Consider the following 20,224-nt stretch of genomic DNA (forward strand, 5'->3'; position numbering starts at 1 on the left):
AGAGTACGTGCTCTGCGGTGCGACACGCCGCTCGCGGACCGCAATCCGCGTACTTTCGCGGAGACGGAATCGCGGGGTCAGGCGATGCGCGAGCCCGCGGCGAGGCGGCGCGCCGGCGCCCGCGTCGCGCGGATCGCACCGGCCAGCGCGAGCGCTGCGAGCGCGAGGTGGATGGCGAGTCCGACGAACCAGCTCGGCACGCTGCGGTCGATGATCTCGTGCGGCGAGGGCGATCGGTCGGAGCGGTAGTTGCAGGGGTCGTCGACGAGCGAGGCGTCCGGGGGCTGCTGCAGGCTGCGCACGCCGAGCTTGATCCAGCCGAACAGGTCGTTCGGTGCGTCGCCGCGTCCGTACCGGGTGGGCACGGCATCCGCCATCACGACGTACGGGTTGGCCGCGAGCAGCCACCACACGTAGTCGGGGCGGGGCCGTGTGCCCTCGCTCGTCGTGTCGGAGACGATGCACTCCGAGTTGCCGGTGCTGTCGTCGTAGGCGTAGCTGGCCGACCGGTACTCGTAGCGCTCCTGCGCGACGAGCGTGCCGAGGCCGAAGGAGATGAGCGTGCCGACGCTCAGCGCCGCGACGACGAGGTAGGTGACGGCGACCGAGAACAGGGGGCGTCGCAGCAGTCCGCTGAGCCCCACGCCGATCGCCGAGATCACGGCGAGCTCGAGCGCGAGCACGAGCAGCGACACGAGCACCATGCCGACGGTCGTGCCCCCGATGACGAGACTGACGACCAGGAACGGCGCCGCGATCGCCAGAAAGGCGAGCGAGCTGATCCATGCGGCCACGAACTTGCCGATGACCAGCTGCGTCGTGCTGACGAGGGTCACCTGTGTGGTCGCGAGCGTGCCCGACTCGCGGTCGCCGTTGATCGCATTGCCGCTGAAAGCGGGAGCGACGAGCGTGCCCAGCAGCAGCACGAGATAGACGATCGTCGAGAAGATCGCGTTGCCGGCCGGGTCGGAGTCGTAGCCGCCGCTCAGTGAACGGAAGCCCCAGATGAGCAGCGCGGTGACGATCAGCACCACGAGGCCGAAGATGCCGACGAGCACGTACCAGGCGACGCCGCGCACCCGCTGACGCAGCTCGATCCCGGCGATCACGCGCACGCCGGTGAGGAACGGGATCACTGCGGGCTTCCGGGCTGCGGGGGGGCGGGGTGGGGTGGATACGGCGACGGCGGCGGCTGCGCCGACGCGGGCTGCTGCGCGGGCGGCGGAGCAGAAGTCCCGTACGGCGACGGGTTCGTCGTAATCGGCGGCGTCGGGGCGCCGGCCGCCCGCTCGCCGCTCAGGTCGAGGAAGGTGTGCTCGAGCTCGCCGACGGCCGGGGCGAACGCCGAGATGGCGAGCCCCCCGCCGACGAGCCTGGTCAGCAGGGCCGCCGCCGCATCCTCGCCCGCGATCGGCACGAGCAGCCCGCCGGCGTCGGCGTCGATGCGCTCCCAGGGCACCCCCGCGCGGAACAGCGCGTCGCGCAGCCGGCTCCGGTCGGTCGAGCGGATGCGCCACGCCCGCTCCGAGATGCGGGTCGCCGCGATGCGGGCCGCGTCGGCGGTCACGCCGCGGTCGAGGTAGACGGCGCTGTCGGCCATCTCGTCGAGCTCGGCGAGCACGTGGCTCGAGACCAGCACGGCCCGACCCTCGCCGGCGAGCCGGCGCATCGTGCGGCGCAGGGCGACGCGCGCGGCCGGGTCGAGGCCCGAGGCGGGCTCGTCGAGCAGCAGCACGGCGGGGTCGTGCACGAGCGCGCGGGCGAGGCTCAGCCGCTGCTTCTGTCCGCGCGAGAGCACGCGGCTCGGCCGATCGGCGAGTTCGCCGAGGTCGACGAGGTGGATGAGCTCGGCCGCCCGGTGAGCGGCGGCCAGTCGGTCCATGCCGTAGAGCCGCCCGGTCTGCACCAGAGTCGTGCGCGCGCTGAGCGAGCCCCATGAGCCGAGCTGGTCGGGCATCCAGCCGAGCAGTCGCCGGGCGCTCGCCGGGTCGGCGACCGGGTCGTGGCCGGCGACGCGGATGCTGCCCTGATCGGGCGCGAGCAGCGAGGCGAGCATGAGCATGAGGGTCGTCTTGCCCGAGCCGTTCGGCCCGATCAGCCCGGTGACCTGGCCCATCGGCGCGACCATGGAGGCGTCGACGACAGCCTGCACCGCGCCGAAGCGTCGGGCGACCCGATCGACGACGATGCCGGGTTCCGCGGTCGCTGCCGCGCTCGCCGCCGACGATCCAGCTTCTGACGCGCCTGCGGTCGCCCCCGTCGTCATGACCCGAAGCCTAGACGGGCGGCGCGCTCATTCCGAGGTCTGCTCGCTCTGCCGTTCGCGGTAGGCGGCGACGTTCATCCGGTTGCCGCAGCGCAGGCTGCAGAAGCGCTTCGAGCCGTTGCGCGAGAAGTCGATGAACACGCCCTCGCAGTCGTCGGCCTCGCAGCGCCGCAGCTGGTCCATGGCGCTGCCGCGGATCACGTCGACGAAGGCCATGGCCGCATCCACCTGGATGCGCTCGCCGAGGGCGTCCTCCTGGTCGCTGGCGTGCAGGTGCCAGTCGAGATTGTCGTGGCGGGCGAGCTGAACGACTGCCCGGCGGCGGGTGAGGATGTCGTTCACGAGGGCCGCGGCCTTGTCGGCATTCAGGCTCCAGAAGCGGCGCAGCAGCGTGCGCGCCTTCTGCACCGCCGCCAATTCGGCGTCGTCGCCGTCGCGGCGTCCGGTGTAGCCGTGCTCGTCGAGAAGCCACTCCAGCTGCTCCACCGTCGAGAGCTCGTCGTCGCCCGAGGCTGAGGCTCCGGAGGCCGTGTTCACGAGCGCGACGACGAAGGCGAGGGAATCTTCGGTGTCATCGGTGAAACGCATCTTGACTCCTGACGAGGCGGCCATTTATCGTCAGGATCATAACGCGCGGATGATCATTACAGTCTGATCTTTGCTCGTCACTCGTCCACTCCCGTCGATTCGGAGGAATCGTGTCCGCTGTCCGCGCCCGCAGCTCCATGGGCCTCGCTGTCGCCGTCTCGGCATCCCTGGCGTTCTCGACCATCGGCACCCTCGCGTCGCCGCTGCTCGATGCCGGCTGGAGTCCGGCCGCGGTCGCGACGTTCCGCCTGCTGATCGCCGCCGCCGTGCTCGCGATCCCGGGTGCCCTGGCGCTGCGCGCGCCGGGGGCGCTGCGGGCGCTGTTCCGCGCGCGGCTGCGTGTCGTGCTGTACGCGGTGCTGGCGGTCTCGGGCACGCAGCTCTGCTACTTCGCGGCGATCCAGCGCATCCCGGTCGGGCTCGCGCTGCTCATCCAGTACCTCGCGCCGATCGGGCTGCTGCTGTTCATGTGGGCCCGCACGCGCCGTCGCCCCGTGACCATGGTGCTCGTCGGCTCGGGTGTCGCCGTGCTCGGCCTCGTGCTCGTGATCGGCGTCGGCGGATCCGGCGGCGTCGACCCGATCGGCCTGCTCTACTCGCTCACCGCCGCGATCGGCGTGGCCATCTACTACGTGCTGGGCGCGGTCGCCGATGACGGGGTGCCGCCGGTGGCCTTCGCCGCGTCGACCATCCTCATCGGCGGTCTCGTCACCGGAGCCGCGGCGTTCGTCGGACTGCTGCCCTGGTCGGCGCCGAAGGTCGACGTGACGATGCTCGGCAGTCACCTGCCGTGGTTCCTGCCGGTGCTGGCGATCGCGATCCTCGCCACCGCCTACGCCTACGTCGCCGGCATCATCGGCAGCTCGCGTCTCGGCGCGCGCACGGCCTCGTTCCTCGGTCTGCTCGAGGTGGTCTTCGCGGTCACCCTGAGCTGGATCTTCCTCGGCCAGTCGCTCGCCCCGGTGCAGATGATCGGCGTCGCGCTCGTGCTCGGCGGGGTCGCCATGATCCGCCCCGAGGAGACGCCGGCCGTCGTCACCCTCCCGGTCGACCCGGATGCGGTCGCGCCGGTCTCGCGCGTGCCGCTCACCACCGGCACGATCCCGCTGCCGGCCGTGCTGGAGCCCGTCGCCGCCACGACCGCCGCGATCGCGATCGTCGCGGCCGCGCAGATCGCGGCCGACGAGGGCGGCTTCGAGCCGATCGAGAACGGGATGCTGGCGGAGCCGGACCCGGCGCCGGTTGAGGACGGGGTCGCCGAAGAGGAGACCAGCGTCGAGGACTTCGACCTCGCCGCGTTCGAAGCCGCCTACGGCGCCCCGTCGGCCGAGCGCGGCAGTGAGCACCTCGATCACGACGAGACGAGCGGCCGCAACCCGCCGACCCGCCCGCTGGCGCTCGCCGGATGAGCTCGAGCGCGGGAGGCGCGGCCGCGAACGGTCCTGCCGCGACCGGCGCTGCCGCGCTCCCGCGCCGCGGCGGCCCGGTCGCGCTCGGCATCGCCCTCGTCTCGGCGCTGACCTTCGGTACGAGCGGCACGATCGCGAAGCCGCTGATCGAGGCGGGCTGGACGCCGACGGCCGTCGTGTTCCTGCGCATCCTCGGGGCGGCGATCGCGCTGCTGATCCCGGCCTTCGTCGCGCTGCACCGCGGGCCGGGCATCGGAGCCGGGGTGCGGCTGATCTGGGCTGCGCGCGTGCGCGTGCTGCTCTACGGCGTCTTCGCCGTCGCCGGCACACAGCTCTGCTACTTCCAGGCGATCCAGCGCATCCCCGTCGGCCTCGCCCTGCTCATCGAGTATCTGGCGCCGATCGGGCTCCTGCTCTTCATGTGGGCGCGCACCCGACGGCGCCCCGGGCTCGGGGTGCTGCTCGGCGCCGCGCTCGCGCTCGTCGGCCTGGCGCTCGTGATCGGCATCGACGGCTCGGTGCGGCTCGACCCGATCGGCATCCTCTACGCCGGCATCGCCGCGGTCGGCCTCGCGCTCTACTTCGTGCTCGGCGCGGTCGCCGACGACGGCGTGCCGGCACTCGCCTTCGCCGCGACGACGCTGTCCATCGGCGCACTCATCCTCGGCCTCGCCGCGGCTCTGCACGTGCTGCCCTGGGCCAGCCCCGCGGTCGAGGTGCGATTCCTCGGCGCCGAGGTGCCGTGGTTCGTGCTCGTCGCCGCGGTCGCCCTCATCTCCACCGCGCTGGCCTACTTCACGGGCATCGTCGCCGCGGCGCGCCTCGGTTCGCGTCAGGCGTCGTTCTTCGGCCTGATCGAGGTGATCGCCGGAGTCGTCATCAGCTGGATCGTGCTGGGCGAGTCGCTCGGCGCGATCCAGATCGTCGGCGCCGTGCTGATCCTCGGCGGCGTCGCGCTCATCCGGCCCGAGCCGCCGCGTGCTCCGGATGCGCCCGCGGAGTCGGCGGATTCCGGGACGGGGATGCCGATCGCGCCCGTCTGACCCGGGATAATGGATGCCCGTGGCCAGTCAGGTGAATCCGCCGCGCGGGATGCGCGACTTCCTCCCCGCCGACAAGGCGCGTCGTGAGCGCGTGCTCGGCGTCATCCGCGGCAGCTACCGCTCGCACGGCTTCGACGAGATCGAGACGCCGGTCGTCGAGGACTGGGCGCGTCTCAATTCGGGGCTCGGCGGCGACAACGAGAAGCTGAGCTTCGCGGTGCTGCGCCGCGGCGTCACGACCGAGGAGCTGCAGGCGGCGACCTCGCCGCTCGAACTGGCCGACCTCGGACTCCGCTTCGACCTGACCGTGCCGCTCGCCCGCTTCTACGCGAGCCACCGCGCCGAGCTGCCGGCTGTGTTCCGCGCGATCCAGATCGCCCCGGTCTGGCGCGCCGAGCGCCCGCAGAAGGGCCGCTACCGCCAGTTCGTGCAGTGCGACATCGACATCCTCGGCGAGGCGTCGACACTGGCCGAGGCCGAGCTCATCACGGCGACCCTGTCGACGCTCGATGCGCTCGGACTCGAGGGTGCGAGCATCCGCATCAACGACCGCCGCCTGCTCGTCGGCATGCTGACCGGCTTCGGCTTCACGCCCGAGGAGCACGACTCGGTGCTCATCACGATCGACAAGCTCGACAAGGTCGGGCAGGACGGTGTGATCGCCGAGCTGACGAGCAAGGGCGTCACCCCGAGCGCCGTCGAGGCCCTGCAGGGCTACTTCCGCACGCCGCGCACGATGGAGTTCCTGCCCTTCGGCGAGAAGGCCATCCGCAAGTTCCTGCCCGCGGGCGCCGACGACACGGTCGTCGCCGAACTCGCCGGCATCGGAGCCGCGGTCGCCGCCGCCCGCGCGGCCGCCACGGCCGCCCGTCGTGCTCAGACGGGGGAGGTCGACCCCGACACGGCGCGGGACATCCCCGCCCAGCCCGACATCCCGCTGACCTTCGACCCCTTCCTCGTGCGCGGCATGGGCTACTACACCGGCCCGATCTTCGAGGTCGCGCACCCCTCGGTGAGCTACTCGCTCGGCGGTGGCGGGCGTTACGACGGCATGATCGGGCGCTTCCTCGGCAGCGACGTGCCCGCCGCCGGCTTCTCCCTCGGCTTCGAGCGCCTCGTCGACCTGGTCGAGCCGGCCGCCGACGACGCCGACGGGGGAGTGGCGCTCGTGCACGACGCCGACCTCGACCCCGCCGCGCTCGTCGCGCTCAAAGCCGCCGTGATCGAGACCCACGCCCGCGTCCGCCTCGTGCGCCGCACCAAGAACGTCGCGAACCTGCTCGGCGCCCTCAAGGCCGACGGCTTCACCCGCTTCGCCTTCGTGGATGCGGCGACCGGCCCCGACAACCTGGGTCTCCGTCCGCTCGACTGAGGTCCCGCCCGTTGGTCTGCGCGTCACCCGGCGTCGCTAGGCTGAAACCACCACCATCTAGTTCCACCCACTTGAACCCCCAGGAGTGTTCATCGTGTCTGCTATCGAGGCCGTCAACGCCCGCGAGATCCTCGACTCGCGCGGCAACCCCACCGTCGAGGTCGAGGTGCTGCTCGAAGACGGCACCGTCTCTCGCGCCGCCGTCCCCTCCGGCGCCTCCACCGGAGCCTTCGAGGCCTACGAGCTGCGTGACGGCGACAAGAGCCGCTACCTCGGCAAGGGCGTCGAGAAGGCCGTGGATGCGGTCATCGACGAGCTCGGCCCGGCCATCGAGGGCTTCGAGGCCGACGACCAGCGTCTCGTCGACGCCGAGCTGATCGCCGCCGACGGCACCGACAACAAGTCGAAGCTCGGCGCCAACGCCATCCTCGGCGTCTCGCTCGCCGTCGCGAAGGCCGCCGCCGAGTCGGCCGACCTGCCGCTGTTCCGCTACCTCGGCGGACCCAACGCCCACACCCTGCCCGTGCCGATGATGAACATCATCAACGGCGGCGCCCACGCCGACAACGGCATCGACGCGCAGGAGTTCATGATCCTGCCGATCGGCGCGCCGACCTTCAAGGAGGCCCTGCGCTGGGGCGCCGAGGTCTACCACGCTCTCAAGGGCGAGCTGAAGGCCAAGGGTCTCGCGACCGGCCTCGGCGACGAGGGCGGCTTCGCCCCCGACCTGTCGACCTCGCGCGAGGCGCTCGACTTCATCGTCGCCTCGATCGAGAAGGCCGGCTACAAGGTCGGTCACGACATCGCGCTCGGCATGGATGTCGCCTCGACCGAGTTCTTCGAGAACGGCGTCTACAGCTACGAGGGCAAGCAGCTCAGCGCGTCGGACATGATCGCCGTCTACGAGGGCCTCGTGAACGACTACCCGCTCATCACCATCGAGGACGCGCTCGCCGAGGACGACTGGGACGCCTACGTCACCCTCACCGAGCAGCTCGGCTCGAAGGTGCAGCTCGTCGGCGACGACCTCTTCGTCACCAACCCGACCCGCCTGCAGACCGGCCTCGACAAGAAGGTCGCGAACAGCATCCTCGTCAAGGTCAACCAGATCGGCACCCTGACCGAGACCCTGGATGCGGTGTCGCTGGCCCAGCGCCACGGCTATACCGCCGTGCTCTCGCACCGCTCGGGCGAGACCGAGGACACGACGATCGCCGACCTCGCCGTCGCCACCGACGCGGGCCAGATCAAGACCGGCGCCCCCGCTCGCAGCGAGCGCGTCGCGAAGTACAACCAGCTGCTGCGCATCGAGGAGGAGCTGGGCGAGGCCGCGGTCTACGCCGGTCGCAGCGCCTTCCCGCGCTTCACCGCGTAAGCACTTCAGCACGATCGAGAGCACGGATCTCGGCCCCCGCGGGCCGGGCTCCGTGCTCTCGCCGTCTCTGCGCTTACGATCGTCGTCGTGACTCGACGACCGCGCATCATCCGCGTGCCCGTCGCCATGGAGGGGGAGACCCGCGCGGCGGCCTGGCTGCGCAGCTTCCGCCTCTCCGGCTTCGCCCTCTCCGTTCTGCTGCTCATCGTCGCCGCGCTCGTGGTGCTCGCGCCCGGGCTCAAGACCTTCGTCGAGCAGCGCACCCAGATCGCCGCCCTGCAGAAGCAGGTGGACGACGCGCAGACCCAGGTCGATGACCTGAACGGCGAGGTGGACCGCTGGAGCGACCCCGCCTACATCGAGGCGCAGGCGCGCGGCCGGCTCTACTACGTGATCCCCGGCGACGTGACCTACCTCGTCACCGGCACGACGGACGCCCCCGCGGCGACCGACTCGCAGCCGATCAGCGACGAGATCCAGACCACCCAGATCGACTGGGTGTCGAGCCTGCTCAGCTCGCTGTACACGGCCGGCACCACCCAGGCCCCGGCGAGCAAGCTCGGCAGCCCCGCGATCGACGACCCGACGAAGAACCAGCAGTGACCACTCCGCCCTACCCCGCCCCGACCGACGCCGACATCGCCGCGGTCACCCGTCAGCTCGGCCGGCCCGCGCGCGGCGTGGTCGGCATCGCCGCCCGCTGCGTGTGCGGCAACCCGACCGTCGTCGCGACAGCGCCGCGCCTCGACGACGGCACGCCGTTCCCGACCTTCTACTACCTGTGCCACCCGGCGGCGAACTCCTCGGTGTCGACCCTCGAGGCGACCGGGGTGATGGTCGAGCTGGCCGCCCTGCTGGATGACGCCGACGAAGCGGCCTCCTACCTCGCCGCGCATGAGGCCTACCTCGCCGATCGCGAGAGCGTCGCCCACGTCGACGAGATCGACGGCATCTCCGCCGGCGGCATGCCCACCCGCGTGAAATGCCTGCACGCGCTCGTCGCCCACGCCCTGGCCGCGGGCCCTGGTGTGAATAAGATCGGCGACCGCGCGCTCGAGCGGGCAGACTGGAGCCCGGAGGTCTGCCGATGCGTTCCCGACACCAGCACCGTCCCCGGTTCCGACGCCTGAGCGTCGCCGGGGCTCCCGCGCGTCACCTGCGACGCGCCGCCTCCGCACTCGTGGTGCTCGCCCTCGGGCTCGGCGCCGCCCTCGTGCCCGCCGTGGCGGCCCAGGCCGATGACATCCGCAGCCGCGAGTACTGGCTGAACGACTACGGCATCACCCAGGCCTGGAACACCACCAAGGGCAAGGGCCAGACCATCGCGGTGATCGACTCCGGCGTCGACCCGACGCATCCCGACCTCGCCGGCGCCGTGGTCGGCGGCAAGGACTTCTCCGGCTTCGGTGGCCCGACCGGCCAGCCGCCCGCGGGCGACGACAACGAGCACGGCACGATGGTCGCCTCGCTCGCGGCCGGCCGCGGCGACGGCCCCGACAGCGGCATCATCGGCGCCGCGCCGGAGGCGTCGATCCTGGCCATCTCGATCGGCTTCGGCTCGCAAGCCCGCAACTCCGATCAGCAGATCGCGGATGCCGTGACCTGGGCGGTCGACAACGGCGCGACCGTGATCAACATGTCGTTCAGCCGCAACACCCCCGACTGGCCGGAGAGCTGGGACAAGGCCTTCCTCTACGCGATGGAGCACGACGTCGTCATCGTCGCGGCGGCCGGCAACCGCGGCTCGGGCATCACCTCCGTCGGTGCGCCCGCGACCATGCCGGGCGTGCTCGTGGTCGGGGGAGTCGACCGCAGCGGCAAGTCGAGCTTCGACGCCTCGACCCAGGGCATCACGATCGGCGTCAGCGCCCCCAGCGAGGAGCTCGTCGGCGCGACGCCGGGCGGCGGCCGCGCGATCTGGAGCGGCACGAGCGGCGCCTCGCCGATCGTCGCCGGCATCGTCGCGCTGGTGAAGGCCGCGCACCCCGACCTCGACGTCGCCAACGTGATCGAGCGGGTCGTCAAGACCGCGCACGACGCGGGAACCCCGGGTATCGACTTCCTCTACGGCTACGGCCTGGTGGATGCCTCGGTCGCCGTCAGCGGCAAGGTCGCCGCGGTCACGAAGAACCCGATGGGCGACCTGGCCGACTGGGTGCGCGTCTACCGCCGCGCCGACGGCGGGGCGGTCGCTCCTGCGGCGCGCGCCGATCGCAACCCGCCCGCGGCCGTGCCGGTGCCGACCGTGCCCTGGAACCCTGTCGGAACGCTGCTGCCCGACCCGCGCAAGCTCAGCGGATGGGGGCTCCCCGCGGCTGTGCTCGCGGGTCTCGTCGCGGTCTGGGTGACTCTCATCGCGGGTGGCGTGCGCGCGGTCAGGAGCAGCCGCCGAACGCGATAGCCTTAAGGCGCGCACTGTCCATAAGGAGACCACCCTCGTGCCCAAGATCCTGATCGTCGGCGGCGGCTACGCCGGGTTCTACACCGCCTTCAAGCTGCAGAAGCACCTGCGCCGCGGTGAGGCGACCGTCACGGTCGTCGACCCCCTGCCCTACATGACCTACCAGCCCTTCCTCCCTGAGGTCGCCGCCGGATCCGTCGAGCCGCGCCACGCCATCGTGCCGCTGCGCAAGCACCTCAAGAACACGCGGGTCATCACCGCGAAGGTGACCGGCATCGACCACGCCAGCCGCACCGCGACCATCACGCCGGAGGACGGCGAGCCGTGGCAGGAGGAGTACGACCAGATCGTCGTCACCGCCGGCGCCGTCTCGCGCACCTTCCCGATCCCGGGCGTCGCCGATGAGGCCATCGGCCTCAAGACGATCGAAGAGGCCACCTCGATCCGTGACCGCATCATCGCGAACGTCGACAAGGCGTCCAACCTGCCCGCGGGTCCCGAGCGCGACCGCCTGCTGACCGTCGTCGTCGTCGGCGGCGGCTTCGCCGGCATCGAGATCTTCGCCGAGCTGCGCAGCTTCGTCAGCGCCCTCGTCGGCCAGTACTCGTCGCTGAGCTTCGAGGACACCAAGTTCCACCTCATCGAGGCGATGGGCCGCATCATGCCCGAGGTCTCGCTGCCCACCAGCCAGTGGGTCATCAAGAACCTCGCCGAGCGCGGCGCCGAGATCCACCTCGACACGCAGCTGCAGAGCGCGGTCGACGGCAAGATCGAGCTCTCCACGGGCGAGTCGTTCGAGTCGGACCTGATCATCTGGACCGCGGGCGTCATGGCCAACCCGGCGCTCAAGGGCACCGACCTGCCGCTCGAGCCCCGCGGTCGCCTGACCGTGAAGGCCGACCTGCGCGGTGTCGACGCCGACGGCAACGTCGTCGAGGGCCTCTGGGGCGCCGGCGACGCGGCGGCCGTGCCCGACATCTCCGGCGGCAGCCCGCTGCCCGACAAGTCGTGCGTGCCGAACGCCCAGCACGCCGTGCGTCAGGGAAAGCGCCTCGCGAAGAACCTGGTCGCCGTGCTGCGCGACGAGGCTCCGAAGGACTACTTCCACAAGCCCGCGGGCGCCGTCGCCGGTCTCGGCCTCGGCATCGGCGCGTTCCAGAAGGGCAAGCTCGGCATCACCGGCTTCCCGGCCTGGATCATGCACCGCGGCTACCACGGTCTCGCGATGCCGATGTGGGAGCGCAAGTTCCGCGTCTTCGGCAACTGGATCGTGCAGTTCCTCTTCGGCCGCGACCTCACCGCCATCCCGGCGCGTGACGAGCCGCGCGTGGCCTTCGAGACCTTCGCCTCGCGTCCGGCCCCCAAGGCCTGATCTGCGGCCCGCTGCGGCGGACCGATCGGACGGCGTCTCTCCTGCGGGATGGGCGCCGTTCGGCGTATCCGGGGCGTCGTGGCGCGCGATGACGTGGATGTTGCGCCGTGTGACGAGCCCGCGGCGCCCGGTCGGCGACCACGTCGGCGCCGCCCCGTAGCGTGAGGCGCATGACCCGCCCCGATCGACACGACCCCGCCACGCTGTCGCTGCTGAGCCAGGCGGTGCACGCCGGCAACCTCGTCGACGGAGCCGGGCATCCCATCCGCACCCCCATCGCGATGGCGAACTCCTACGGACTGCCCGGCGACCCCTCGCAGTTGAGCTGGTCGGGTACCGATGTGCCGCTCTATACGCGCAACTCGGGCGTCAACCAGCTCGGGCTGCAGCAGCGGCTCGCGGCGCTCGAGCGCGCCGAGGATGCGGTCGCGCTCGCCTCGGGCGTCGCGGCGCTGCACGCGGTGTTCTTCACCTTCCTCAAGTCGGGCGACCACGTCGTGATCGCCGACGTGACCTACGAGGCGACGTTCAAGCTTTTCACCGAGCTGCTGCCGGTGAAGTACGGCATCGAGGCGACCTTCGTCGACACGAGCGACCTGGATGCGGTGCGTGCGGCCGTGCGCCCCGACACGCGCCTCGTGCACGTGGAGGCCATCGCGAACCCGACGACCCGGGTCACCGACATCGCCGCGATCGCCGAGATCGCGCACGCGGTCGGCGCGCTGCTCTCGGTCGACTCCACCTTCACGCCGCCGCCGCTGCTGCGGCCCGTGGAGCTCGGCGCCGACCTCGTCGTGCACTCGCTGACGAAGTACATCAACGGCCACGGGGATGCGATGGGCGGCGCCGTCGTCGGGTCGCGTGAGCTCATCCAGCGCATCAAGCAGGAGGCGATGGTCGACGTCGGCGGCGTCATCTCGCCGTTCAACGCCTGGCTGATCACCCGCGGGTCGGTGACTCTGCCGCTGCGTCTGCGGCAGCATCTCGATTCGGCCCAGCGTGTGGCCGAGTTCCTCGAGGCCGATCCGCGTGTCGCGTACGTCGCCTACCCGGGGCTCGCGTCGCATCCGCAGCACGAGATCGCCGCGCGCCAGTTCGACGGCCGCGGCTTCGGCGCGATGATCGCCTTCGCGCTCGACGGCCCGCCCGAGCTGCAGAACCGCTTCGTCGCGGCGCTGCGCCTGGTCACCTCGGCGGTGTCGCTCGGTCACGACGAGTCGCTGATCGTGCACGTCGGAACCGAGGGCGCCCGCGTCGCCGTCTACCCCGAGCCCTTCCGCCGGCTCGGGCACCTGCGCTTCTCGATCGGCCTCGAGGATCCCGACGACCTCATCGCCGACCTCGCGGCCGCGCTCGACGCCGTGAGCTGAACCCGGCCGCGTCCGTCGCGGTGTCCGGGGCGCGGCGTACCGTGCCGGACATGGACATCGAGACGTGGATGCGCGGCTACGAGACGGCCTGGCGCAGCAACGACGGCGACGATATCGGCACGCTGTTCACCGACGACGCGGAGTACTTCACGGAACCGTGGACCCCGCCGTGGCGGGGTCGCGACGAGATCGTGCGGCGCTGGGTCGAGCGCGCCGACGCACCCGGCGACTGGACCTTCTCGTGGCACGTCGTCGGCGTCGACGCCGGCACCGCGACGGCGTTCGTGCAGGGGGAGACCTGCTACGCCGAGCTCGCGACCACCTACAGCAACCTCTGGGTCATCCGCTTCGCCGACGGCGGGCGGGCCGCATCCTTCACCGAGTGGTGGATGGATCAGGCGCACGCCTCCGACGGGGACGGGGACGGGGAGGAGCTGGGCTGAGTCGATCCGTGCCGGGCGCAGTCGGTCCGCCGGATCGGGCACGATCCGAGAAGCCCCGCGTCGGCGGCCGCCCCTACGATCGGTGCCACGGGGACGCCGCCCCGCCGAGCGAGGAGACCGCCATGGCCGACGCCAGCCACGCCGCCGACCGTCACGACCTGATCCGGGTGCAGGGCGCCCGCGAGAACAACCTCAAAGACGTCAGCGTCGACCTGCCGAAGCGGCGGCTGACCGTGTTCACCGGCGTCTCCGGCTCGGGCAAGAGCTCGCTCGTCTTCGGCACGATCGCCGCCGAGTCGCAGCGCATGATCAACGAGACCTACAGCGCCTTCGTGCAGGGATTCATGCCGCAGCTCGACCGCCCCGACGTCGACCTGCTCGAGGGTCTCACCACGGCGATCATCGTCGACCAGGAGCGCATGGGCGCCAACGTGCGCTCGACCGTCGGCACGGCGACCGACGCGAACGCGATGCTGCGCATCCTCTTCAGCCGCCTGGGCGAGCCGCACATCGGCTCATCGCAGGCGTTCTCGTTCAACGTCGCCTCGATCTCGGGCGCCGGCGCCGTCGCCCTGGAGAAGAACGGGCAGACCGTGAAAGAGCGGCGCGAGTTCAGCATCACGGGCGGGCAGTGCGCGCGCTGCGAGGGCATGGGCAACGTCAGCGACATCGACCTGAGCCAGCTGGTCGACGAGTCGAAGTCGCTCAAGGAGGGCGCCATCCTCGTGCCCGGCTACACCGGCGACGGCTGGTACGTGAAGATCTTCGGCGCGGTCGTGCCGATGGACGTGCCGGTGAAGGACTTCACCGCCAAGCAGCGTCGGGAGTTCCTCTACGGCGCCACCCGCAAGGTCAAGCTCGACAGCGTCAACATGACCTACGACGGGCTCGTGCCGAAGGTGCAGAAGTCGTTCCTGTCGAAGGACGTCGACGCGCTGCAGCCGCACATCCGCGCCTTCGTCGAGCGCGTCGCGACCTTCGCGGTCTGCCCCGAGTGCGATGGCACGCGACTGAGCGAGGGAGCGCGCTCGTCGAAGATCGCCGGCATCAGCATCGCGGATGCGTGCCGCATGCAGATCAGCGACCTCGCTGCGTGGGTGCGCGATCTGGACGAGCCCTCGGTCACGCCGCTGCTCGCGGGGCTGCGGCAGATCCTCGACTCCTTCGTCGAGATCGGCCTCGGCTACCTCTCGCTCGAGCGCCCGGCTGGCACGCTCTCCGGCGGCGAGGCGCAGCGCACGAAGATGATCCGCCACCTCGGCTCGTCGCTCACCGACATCACCTACGTCTTCGACGAGCCCACCATCGGGTTGCACCCGCACGACATCCAGAGCATGAACCGCCTGCTGCTGCAGCTGCGCGACAAGGGCAACACGGTGCTCGTCGTCGAGCACAAGCCCGAGGCGATCGCGATCGCCGACCATGTGGTCGACCTGGGCCCGCGCGCGGGCACGGCGGGCGGCGAGATCGTCTTCGAGGGCACCGTCGAGGCGCTGCGCAAGAGCGACACCCTCACCGGCCGTCACCTCGACGACCGCGCGTCGCTCAAGTCGTCGCTGCGCCCGTCGACCGGCGCGCTCGAGGTGCGCGGCGCGACCTCGCACAACCTCCAGGGCGTGGATGTCGACGTGCCGCTCGGCGTGCTCACGGTCGTGACCGGCGTGGCCGGCTCGGGCAAGAGCTCGCTCATCCACGGCTCGGTCTCGCCGCGCGAGGGCGTCGTCACGATCGATCAGACCGGCATCCGTGGTTCCCGCCGCAGCAACCCGGCGACCTACACCGGCATGCTCGAGCCCATCCGCAAGGCCTTCGCGAAGGTCAACGGCGTCAAGCCGGCGCTGTTCAGCGCCAACTCCGAGGGCGCCTGCCCGGTCTGCAACGGCGCCGGTCTCATCTTCACCGACCTCGGCGTCATGGCGACGGTCTCGACCGTGTGCGAGGAGTGCGGCGGCAAGCGCTTCTCGCAGGCGGTGCTCGAATACAAGCTCGGCGGGCGCGACATCAGCGAGGTGCTGGCGATGCCCGTGGCCGAGGCGCTCGAGTTCTTCGCCGAGGGCGAGTCGCGAATCCCGGCCGCGCACGCGATCCTCGACCGCCTCGCCGACGTCGGTCTTGGCTACCTCACGCTCGGGCAGCCGCTCACGACACTCTCCGGCGGCGAGCGTCAGCGGCTCAAGCTCGCGGTGCACATGGGCGAGAAGGGCAGCGTCTACGTGCTCGACGAGCCGACCACGGGTCTGCACCTCGCCGACGTCGAGCAGCTGCTCGGCCTGCTCGACCGCCTCGTCGACTCGGGCAAGACGGTCATTGTGATCGAGCACCACCAGGCCGTCATGGCCCACGCCGACTGGGTCATCGACCTCGGCCCGGGCGCCGGCCACGACGGCGGCCGCATCGTCTTCGAGGGAACGCCCGCCGACCTCGTCGCGCAGCGCTCGACACTCACCGGCGAACACCTGGCGCGCTACGTCGGCGCCTGACCGCGACCCGGCGCGACCTCAGCGCTGCGCCGGCATCGGCGACGGCGGGGCCTCGTTCTTGACCTGGCCGAGGATGTCGCCGACCGAGGTGACGTGGTACGCGGAGAGATTGAGGGTGTCGCCGGCGTAGAGCGGCCACGGATACCCGCCGCGACGCACCTGGTTGATCATGTTGAGGTACGCGAAGTCAGGGAATCCGAAGCGCTCCGCGACGTAGTCGATCAGGTCGCCGCTGGCGGCGCGGTATGCCGCCGGAGTGCCGTCGGGAGCGTACGAGACCGCGCCGGTGGCGTACTCGCGCGAACCGCCGTCGACCGGGATCCGCACCGCATACGATCCGATCCGCTCGCCGGGAACGACGCCGGCGGCGCCGGTGGAGTCGGCGTTCGGCGCCGGCGGGACCGTCCCCTGGCCCGACGGCGCGCCGTCGGCGGATCCAGTCGCGGACGGGTCACTCGCGAGCGTCGGCATCTCCGCGGGTGTCGCTGAGATCGAGGGCGACGGCGACCCCGCGTCGTCCCTCTCCGCGTCGGCGCCGACGCATCCGGTGAGCAGCGCGACGACGGCGACTGCGCCCGCGATCCCGATGGCGACCCGACGCGACATGGCTTCTCCGATCCACCGCTCACCTGAGCGTGGCTCACTCTAACCCGCGGGGCCGGCGAGGCCGACGAGATTCCCCTCCGGGTCGTGGAACTGCGCGACGAGCAGGGCGCCGTCGGGGCGGGCGCGCGGCGGCACGTGCACGGCGCCGCCGAGCTCGACCGCCCGGGCGAGGACGGCGGCGACGTCCTCCACGCCGACGTAGAAGATCACCTGGGCCGGATGCTCGCCACCCCCGCCGATCCCGATCGGAACCGGCGTCGCCGTGGCCGGCGTAGCGTTGAGGGCGTAGGAGTCGCCATCGGAGATCGCGGCCGCCACGGGGGAGCCGGGTGGCGCATCCCAGCCGAACAGCTCGCCGTAGAAGCGGCGCAGTCGTCCCGGATCTCGTCCGATGATCTCGGCGTGCACGATGGGGTTCGGCATGGTCGCCTCCTCGCTGAGCGCGTGCCCTGACGCTCTCACCCGGTCTCGCCGCCGTCAATGTCGGGCCTGCGGGAGTGGACATCCGCTCGCCTCCGCCGCTATGGTCGCAAGGCTGAGCCGAGAGACGGCTCGCACCCCGATACCTGGAGAGGAGTGCCGCATGCCCACGAGCAACAGCTACGTGAAGCGCGAGCAGCGCCACCTCCAGCCCCTCGCGTAGGCACGCGACGTCGATCCCGACGCCCCGCGCCTGTCCGAGGCTCGGGGCCTTCCGTCGTGCATTCCACGACTGCCTTCGTCCGACGCTGCAGAGTCGGCGGATGCGCCCGCCCCGAGCGCACATCCGCACCACCCTCTGAAGAGAATCGAAAGGACGATGAGAAAGATCAGGAAGCGGCTGTTCAGCTGGGCGAGCATCCTCGAGCAGAAGACCGAGGACCAGGCTCGCACCACCGCGACCATGCCGTTCATCTACCCGCACCTGGCCCTGATGCCGGATGCGCACCTCGGCCTCGGCGCCACCGTCGGGTCGGTCATCCCGACCCTGCGCGCCGTGATGCCGGCCGCGGTGGGCGTCGACATCGGCTGCGGCATGATCGCCGTGAAGACGACGTTCACGAAGGCCGATATCGATCGCGTCGCGGCCGACACTCCGCTCAAGCAGCTGCGTGAGCAGATCGAGCGGGCCGTGCCGACCTCCGCCGGCGCCTACAACCGCAAGGTCGTGGCGACCGCCGAGCCGCGCATCGCCGAGCTCGAGGCGAAGGCCGAGCGCGCCGGGTTCGACCCGTCCGGCTACGCGGGCAACTGGAGGCTGCAGCTGGGCACGCTCGGCAGCGGCAACCACTTCATCGAGGTCAGCCTCGACGAGGCGGATGCCGTGTGGCTGTTCCTGCACTCGGGCAGCCGGGGCGTCGGCAACAAGATCGCCCAGCACCACATCGCGGTCGCCAAGGCCGAGATGGAGCGCTGGTGGATCACGCTGCCGGATCCGGACCTCGCCTACCTGGTCGAGGGCACATCCGCTTTCCACCGCTACATCGAGGAGCTGCGCTGGGCGCAGCACTTCGCGCTGCTCAACCGGGAGGAGATGATGGATCGGGTCGTGCGCCAGCTCAGCGAGTGGATGGGCGAGCCGGTCGTCGAGCTCGAGCGGGTGAACTGCCACCACAACTTCACGCAGCTCGAGAACCACTTCGGTAAGGACGTCTGGCTCTCCCGCAAGGGCGCCATCTCGGCGCGGGCCGGCGAGATGGGGCTGATCCCCGGCTCGATGGGAACCGCGTCGTACGTCGTGGAGGGACTCGGCAACCCGGTGGCGCTGCAGTCGTCGCCGCACGGCGCGGGGCGGAACTACTCGCGCAGCGCCGCCCGCCGCACCTTCACGCACGAGCAGCTGCGTGAGGCGATGGAGGGCATCGAGTTCCGCGACACGGACGCCTTCCTCGACGAGATCCCGGCCGCGTACAAGGACATCGATCAGGTCATGGCGGATGCCGCCGACCTGGTGCGGATCGTCCACACGCTGCGGCAGATCGTCAACGTGAAGGGCGACTGACGTCGCCTGCCGTCTGCGGGTCCGGTTCATGCCGGGCCCGCAGGCCGCACCGAAAGGAGAGAGATGGCCCCGCTGTGGTGGGTGAACGGGCGCTGGCTCGTGCACTCGACGCTGCGTCGGGTCCGGCGTCAGGGCGGAGAGTTCCGCACGAGTCCCGACGTCGATGCGCTGCTTCTGGCGGCTCGCTGGGAGCAGGCATGGTCGGGCTGCGCCCCGCTCGCCGCCGGCGACTGGAAGCCCTGGGAGGAGCGATATCGCAGCAGGCATCTGCGCCTGCACAGCCTGCCCGGATCGAAGCAGTATGCGGATACCCCGGAGGAGTCGCGCGAGATCGTCCGACGCCACGAGGTGCTGCTTCGCGAGCTGATCGATGACGAAGACCCGGACTCGGTCGAGCTGATCGTCATGCTCGAGGACTGGGACTATCGAGACTCGGCGGGCGGGCGGGTGCGTCGCCGAGTCCCCGACGCGGTGCCCTGGATGCGCTGGAGTCAGTCGGATCCGGACGATCCGGATGGCTACTACTACGTCGCGTATCGGCGGCTTCGCGACCTCGCTCCGCTGCTGCTCCTGTGCGCAGAGGAGGAACTCGACTTCCGTATCGCGGACGACACGCTGCGGTGGCTCTACATCCCGTACGACGGCGGGGCGGATCTGTGGGCGGTGACGCCGGAGCAGGCCGGAGGCCTCCGAGATCGCTACGCCGACTGGCTGCCGGACGACTGAATCGTCACAGGGATCGCCGACGCCTGTCGGTGTTCCGCCGGCACGGCAAAGTCAAGTCCTGTTCTGCCGCGGATTCGCACGCATACTGTGGCTCCGCGACGGATGGTTCCCGTCGCCGCCCGACCGGGGCGCGGGTTGGCGCCTGATCCGCTCCCCGTGCTCCGGTCGGCACCTCACGCGAGCTGCGTCGTCAGCTTGCGGCGCTCTTGCGCAGGAACACGAGCTCGACGCCGTCGCGCAGCGCTTCTCGGCGCGACTTGGCGTAGCCCTCGCGCTCGTAGAGGCGGATGTTGGCGACGCTGAGGTGCCCGGTGAACAGCTCGAAGGTGCGCGCGCCGCTGGCCTCCTCGGCCGCGCGCAGCAGCCGGGTTCCGAGTCCGCGCCCCTGCTGATCGGGAGCGATGACAAGCCGGCCGATCTCCGCCACGTCGCCGTCGACGCGCCAGCGCACGGCTCCGATCAGCCGACCGCCGGCGCGGATGCCCAGTGCGGATACGCTGCGCAGCTCATCCACCAGCTCGTCGAGCGTCTGCGTCAAGGCCGGCAGGGACGGGTCGCCGTAGAGCTGCGCCTCGGTCGCGTAGGCGGCCCGCTGCAGCGTCAGCAGCTCGCCCGCGTCGGCGACGCCCAGCGGCGCGGCGACCTGCTCGGGAGCGGGAGTCGTCTCGGTCATGCGGTCACGCTAGTCGCGCCGCGCGGACTGCCCACGACGCGACCGTGCCCCCGCTGGGATTCGAACCCAGACTGAGACGATTTTAAGTCGTCTGCCTCTGCCGATTGGGCTACGGGGGC

At 71.1% G+C, this 20,224-nt stretch carries 19 protein-coding genes and 1 tRNA gene; 13 read left to right on the forward strand and 7 right to left on the reverse strand.

What is annotated here, in order from left to right:
* Positions 1 to 77: 77 nt before the first annotated feature.
* The 3 genes from BJ979_RS10125 to BJ979_RS10135 are packed head-to-tail and all read right to left on the reverse strand — an operon-like array spanning position 78 to position 2,854.
* Positions 78 to 1,136 (reverse strand): ABC transporter permease, encoded by a 1,059-nt coding sequence (locus tag BJ979_RS10125; RefSeq protein ID WP_343046659.1) that lies wholly within the window; start codon positions 1,134 to 1,136, stop codon positions 78 to 80.
* Positions 1,133 to 2,266: an ABC transporter ATP-binding protein gene (locus BJ979_RS10130; protein WP_179567559.1), complete on the reverse strand. Its 1,134-nt coding sequence runs from the start codon at positions 2,264 to 2,266 to the stop codon at positions 1,133 to 1,135. Before BJ979_RS10130 ends, BJ979_RS10125 begins: the two co-directional genes overlap by 4 nt.
* 27 nt (positions 2,267 to 2,293) lie before the next feature.
* The gene (locus BJ979_RS10135; protein WP_179567561.1) at positions 2,294 to 2,854 is read right to left on the reverse strand and encodes a CGNR zinc finger domain-containing protein; all 561 of its coding nucleotides are present in this window, start codon (positions 2,852 to 2,854) and stop codon (positions 2,294 to 2,296) included.
* Between the two features lie 110 nt (positions 2,855 to 2,964).
* Here BJ979_RS10135 and BJ979_RS10140 point away from each other — a divergent pair, with 110 nt between their 5' ends.
* The 11 genes from BJ979_RS10140 to BJ979_RS10190 all read left to right on the forward strand — a co-directional run bounded on the left by BJ979_RS10140 (position 2,965) and on the right by BJ979_RS10190 (position 16,119).
* On the forward strand, positions 2,965 to 4,263 hold the full coding sequence (locus BJ979_RS10140) for an EamA family transporter (protein WP_218853478.1): 1,299 nt from the start codon (positions 2,965 to 2,967) through the stop codon (positions 4,261 to 4,263).
* A complete protein-coding gene (locus BJ979_RS10145; protein WP_179567563.1) occupies positions 4,260 to 5,306 on the forward strand; it encodes an EamA family transporter in 1,047 nt (348 codons plus the stop codon). The genes BJ979_RS10140 and BJ979_RS10145 overlap by 4 nt, the downstream gene beginning before the upstream one ends.
* 49 nt (positions 5,307 to 5,355) lie before the next feature.
* Positions 5,356 to 6,678, forward strand: a complete 1,323-nt coding sequence (locus tag BJ979_RS10150; protein WP_179570224.1) for a histidine--tRNA ligase — start codon at positions 5,356 to 5,358, stop codon at positions 6,676 to 6,678.
* 94 nt (positions 6,679 to 6,772) lie between these two features.
* Positions 6,773 to 8,053 (forward strand): phosphopyruvate hydratase, encoded by a 1,281-nt coding sequence (gene eno, locus BJ979_RS10155; RefSeq protein WP_179567565.1) that lies wholly within the window; start codon positions 6,773 to 6,775, stop codon positions 8,051 to 8,053.
* Positions 8,054 to 8,140: 87 nt separating this feature from the next.
* Positions 8,141 to 8,656 carry an FtsB family cell division protein gene (locus BJ979_RS10160; RefSeq protein WP_343046660.1) on the forward strand — a complete coding sequence of 172 codons (516 nt, stop codon included), beginning with the start codon at positions 8,141 to 8,143 and terminating at the stop codon, positions 8,654 to 8,656.
* The gene (locus BJ979_RS10165; protein ID WP_179567567.1) at positions 8,653 to 9,183 is read left to right on the forward strand and encodes a DUF501 domain-containing protein; all 531 of its coding nucleotides are present in this window, start codon (positions 8,653 to 8,655) and stop codon (positions 9,181 to 9,183) included. The genes BJ979_RS10160 and BJ979_RS10165 overlap by 4 nt, the downstream gene beginning before the upstream one ends.
* Positions 9,141 to 10,454: a S8 family peptidase gene (locus BJ979_RS10170; protein WP_179567569.1), complete on the forward strand. Its 1,314-nt coding sequence runs from the start codon at positions 9,141 to 9,143 to the stop codon at positions 10,452 to 10,454. The genes BJ979_RS10165 and BJ979_RS10170 overlap by 43 nt, the downstream gene beginning before the upstream one ends.
* A 37-nt stretch (positions 10,455 to 10,491) precedes the next feature.
* On the forward strand, positions 10,492 to 11,826 hold the full coding sequence (locus BJ979_RS10175; protein ID WP_179567571.1) for an NAD(P)/FAD-dependent oxidoreductase: 1,335 nt from the start codon (positions 10,492 to 10,494) through the stop codon (positions 11,824 to 11,826).
* Between the two features lie 170 nt (positions 11,827 to 11,996).
* Entirely contained in the window at positions 11,997 to 13,196 is a 1,200-nt protein-coding gene (locus BJ979_RS10180; RefSeq protein WP_179567573.1) for a trans-sulfuration enzyme family protein, read from the forward strand.
* Positions 13,197 to 13,246: 50 nt separating this feature from the next.
* A complete protein-coding gene (locus tag BJ979_RS10185) occupies positions 13,247 to 13,639 on the forward strand; it encodes a YybH family protein (protein WP_179567575.1) in 393 nt (130 codons plus the stop codon).
* 122 nt (positions 13,640 to 13,761) lie between these two features.
* A complete protein-coding gene (locus BJ979_RS10190) occupies positions 13,762 to 16,119 on the forward strand; it encodes an ATP-binding cassette domain-containing protein (RefSeq protein WP_179567577.1) in 2,358 nt (785 codons plus the stop codon).
* A gap of 18 nt (positions 16,120 to 16,137) precedes the next feature.
* Here the strand turns inward: BJ979_RS10190 and BJ979_RS10195 are convergent, their stop codons facing one another.
* Positions 16,138 to 16,725 (reverse strand): hypothetical protein, encoded by a 588-nt coding sequence (locus BJ979_RS10195; protein WP_179567579.1) that lies wholly within the window; start codon positions 16,723 to 16,725, stop codon positions 16,138 to 16,140.
* Between the two features lie 39 nt (positions 16,726 to 16,764).
* On the reverse strand, positions 16,765 to 17,148 hold the full coding sequence (locus BJ979_RS10200) for a VOC family protein (protein WP_179567581.1): 384 nt from the start codon (positions 17,146 to 17,148) through the stop codon (positions 16,765 to 16,767).
* A 376-nt stretch (positions 17,149 to 17,524) separates the two neighbouring features.
* On the opposite strand from BJ979_RS10200, the gene BJ979_RS10205 reads away from it, so the two are divergent.
* Together BJ979_RS10205 and BJ979_RS10210 are read left to right on the forward strand one after the other, a co-directional pair.
* The gene (locus BJ979_RS10205) at positions 17,525 to 18,706 is read left to right on the forward strand and encodes an RtcB family protein (RefSeq protein ID WP_179567583.1); all 1,182 of its coding nucleotides are present in this window, start codon (positions 17,525 to 17,527) and stop codon (positions 18,704 to 18,706) included.
* A 99-nt stretch (positions 18,707 to 18,805) separates the two neighbouring features.
* On the forward strand, positions 18,806 to 19,432 hold the full coding sequence (locus tag BJ979_RS10210; protein ID WP_179567585.1) for a DUF3885 domain-containing protein: 627 nt from the start codon (positions 18,806 to 18,808) through the stop codon (positions 19,430 to 19,432).
* Positions 19,433 to 19,622: 190 nt separating this feature from the next.
* On the opposite strand, the gene BJ979_RS10215 is transcribed toward BJ979_RS10210, so the two are convergent.
* Together BJ979_RS10215 and BJ979_RS10220 are read right to left on the reverse strand one after the other, a co-directional pair.
* Positions 19,623 to 20,105, reverse strand: a complete 483-nt coding sequence (locus BJ979_RS10215) for a GNAT family N-acetyltransferase (protein WP_179567587.1) — start codon at positions 20,103 to 20,105, stop codon at positions 19,623 to 19,625.
* Between the two features lie 45 nt (positions 20,106 to 20,150).
* A tRNA-Leu gene (locus BJ979_RS10220) sits at positions 20,151 to 20,224 on the reverse strand.

The organism is Schumannella luteola, from assembly GCF_013408685.1.
GTDB lineage: Bacteria > Actinomycetota > Actinomycetes > Actinomycetales > Microbacteriaceae > Schumannella > Schumannella luteola.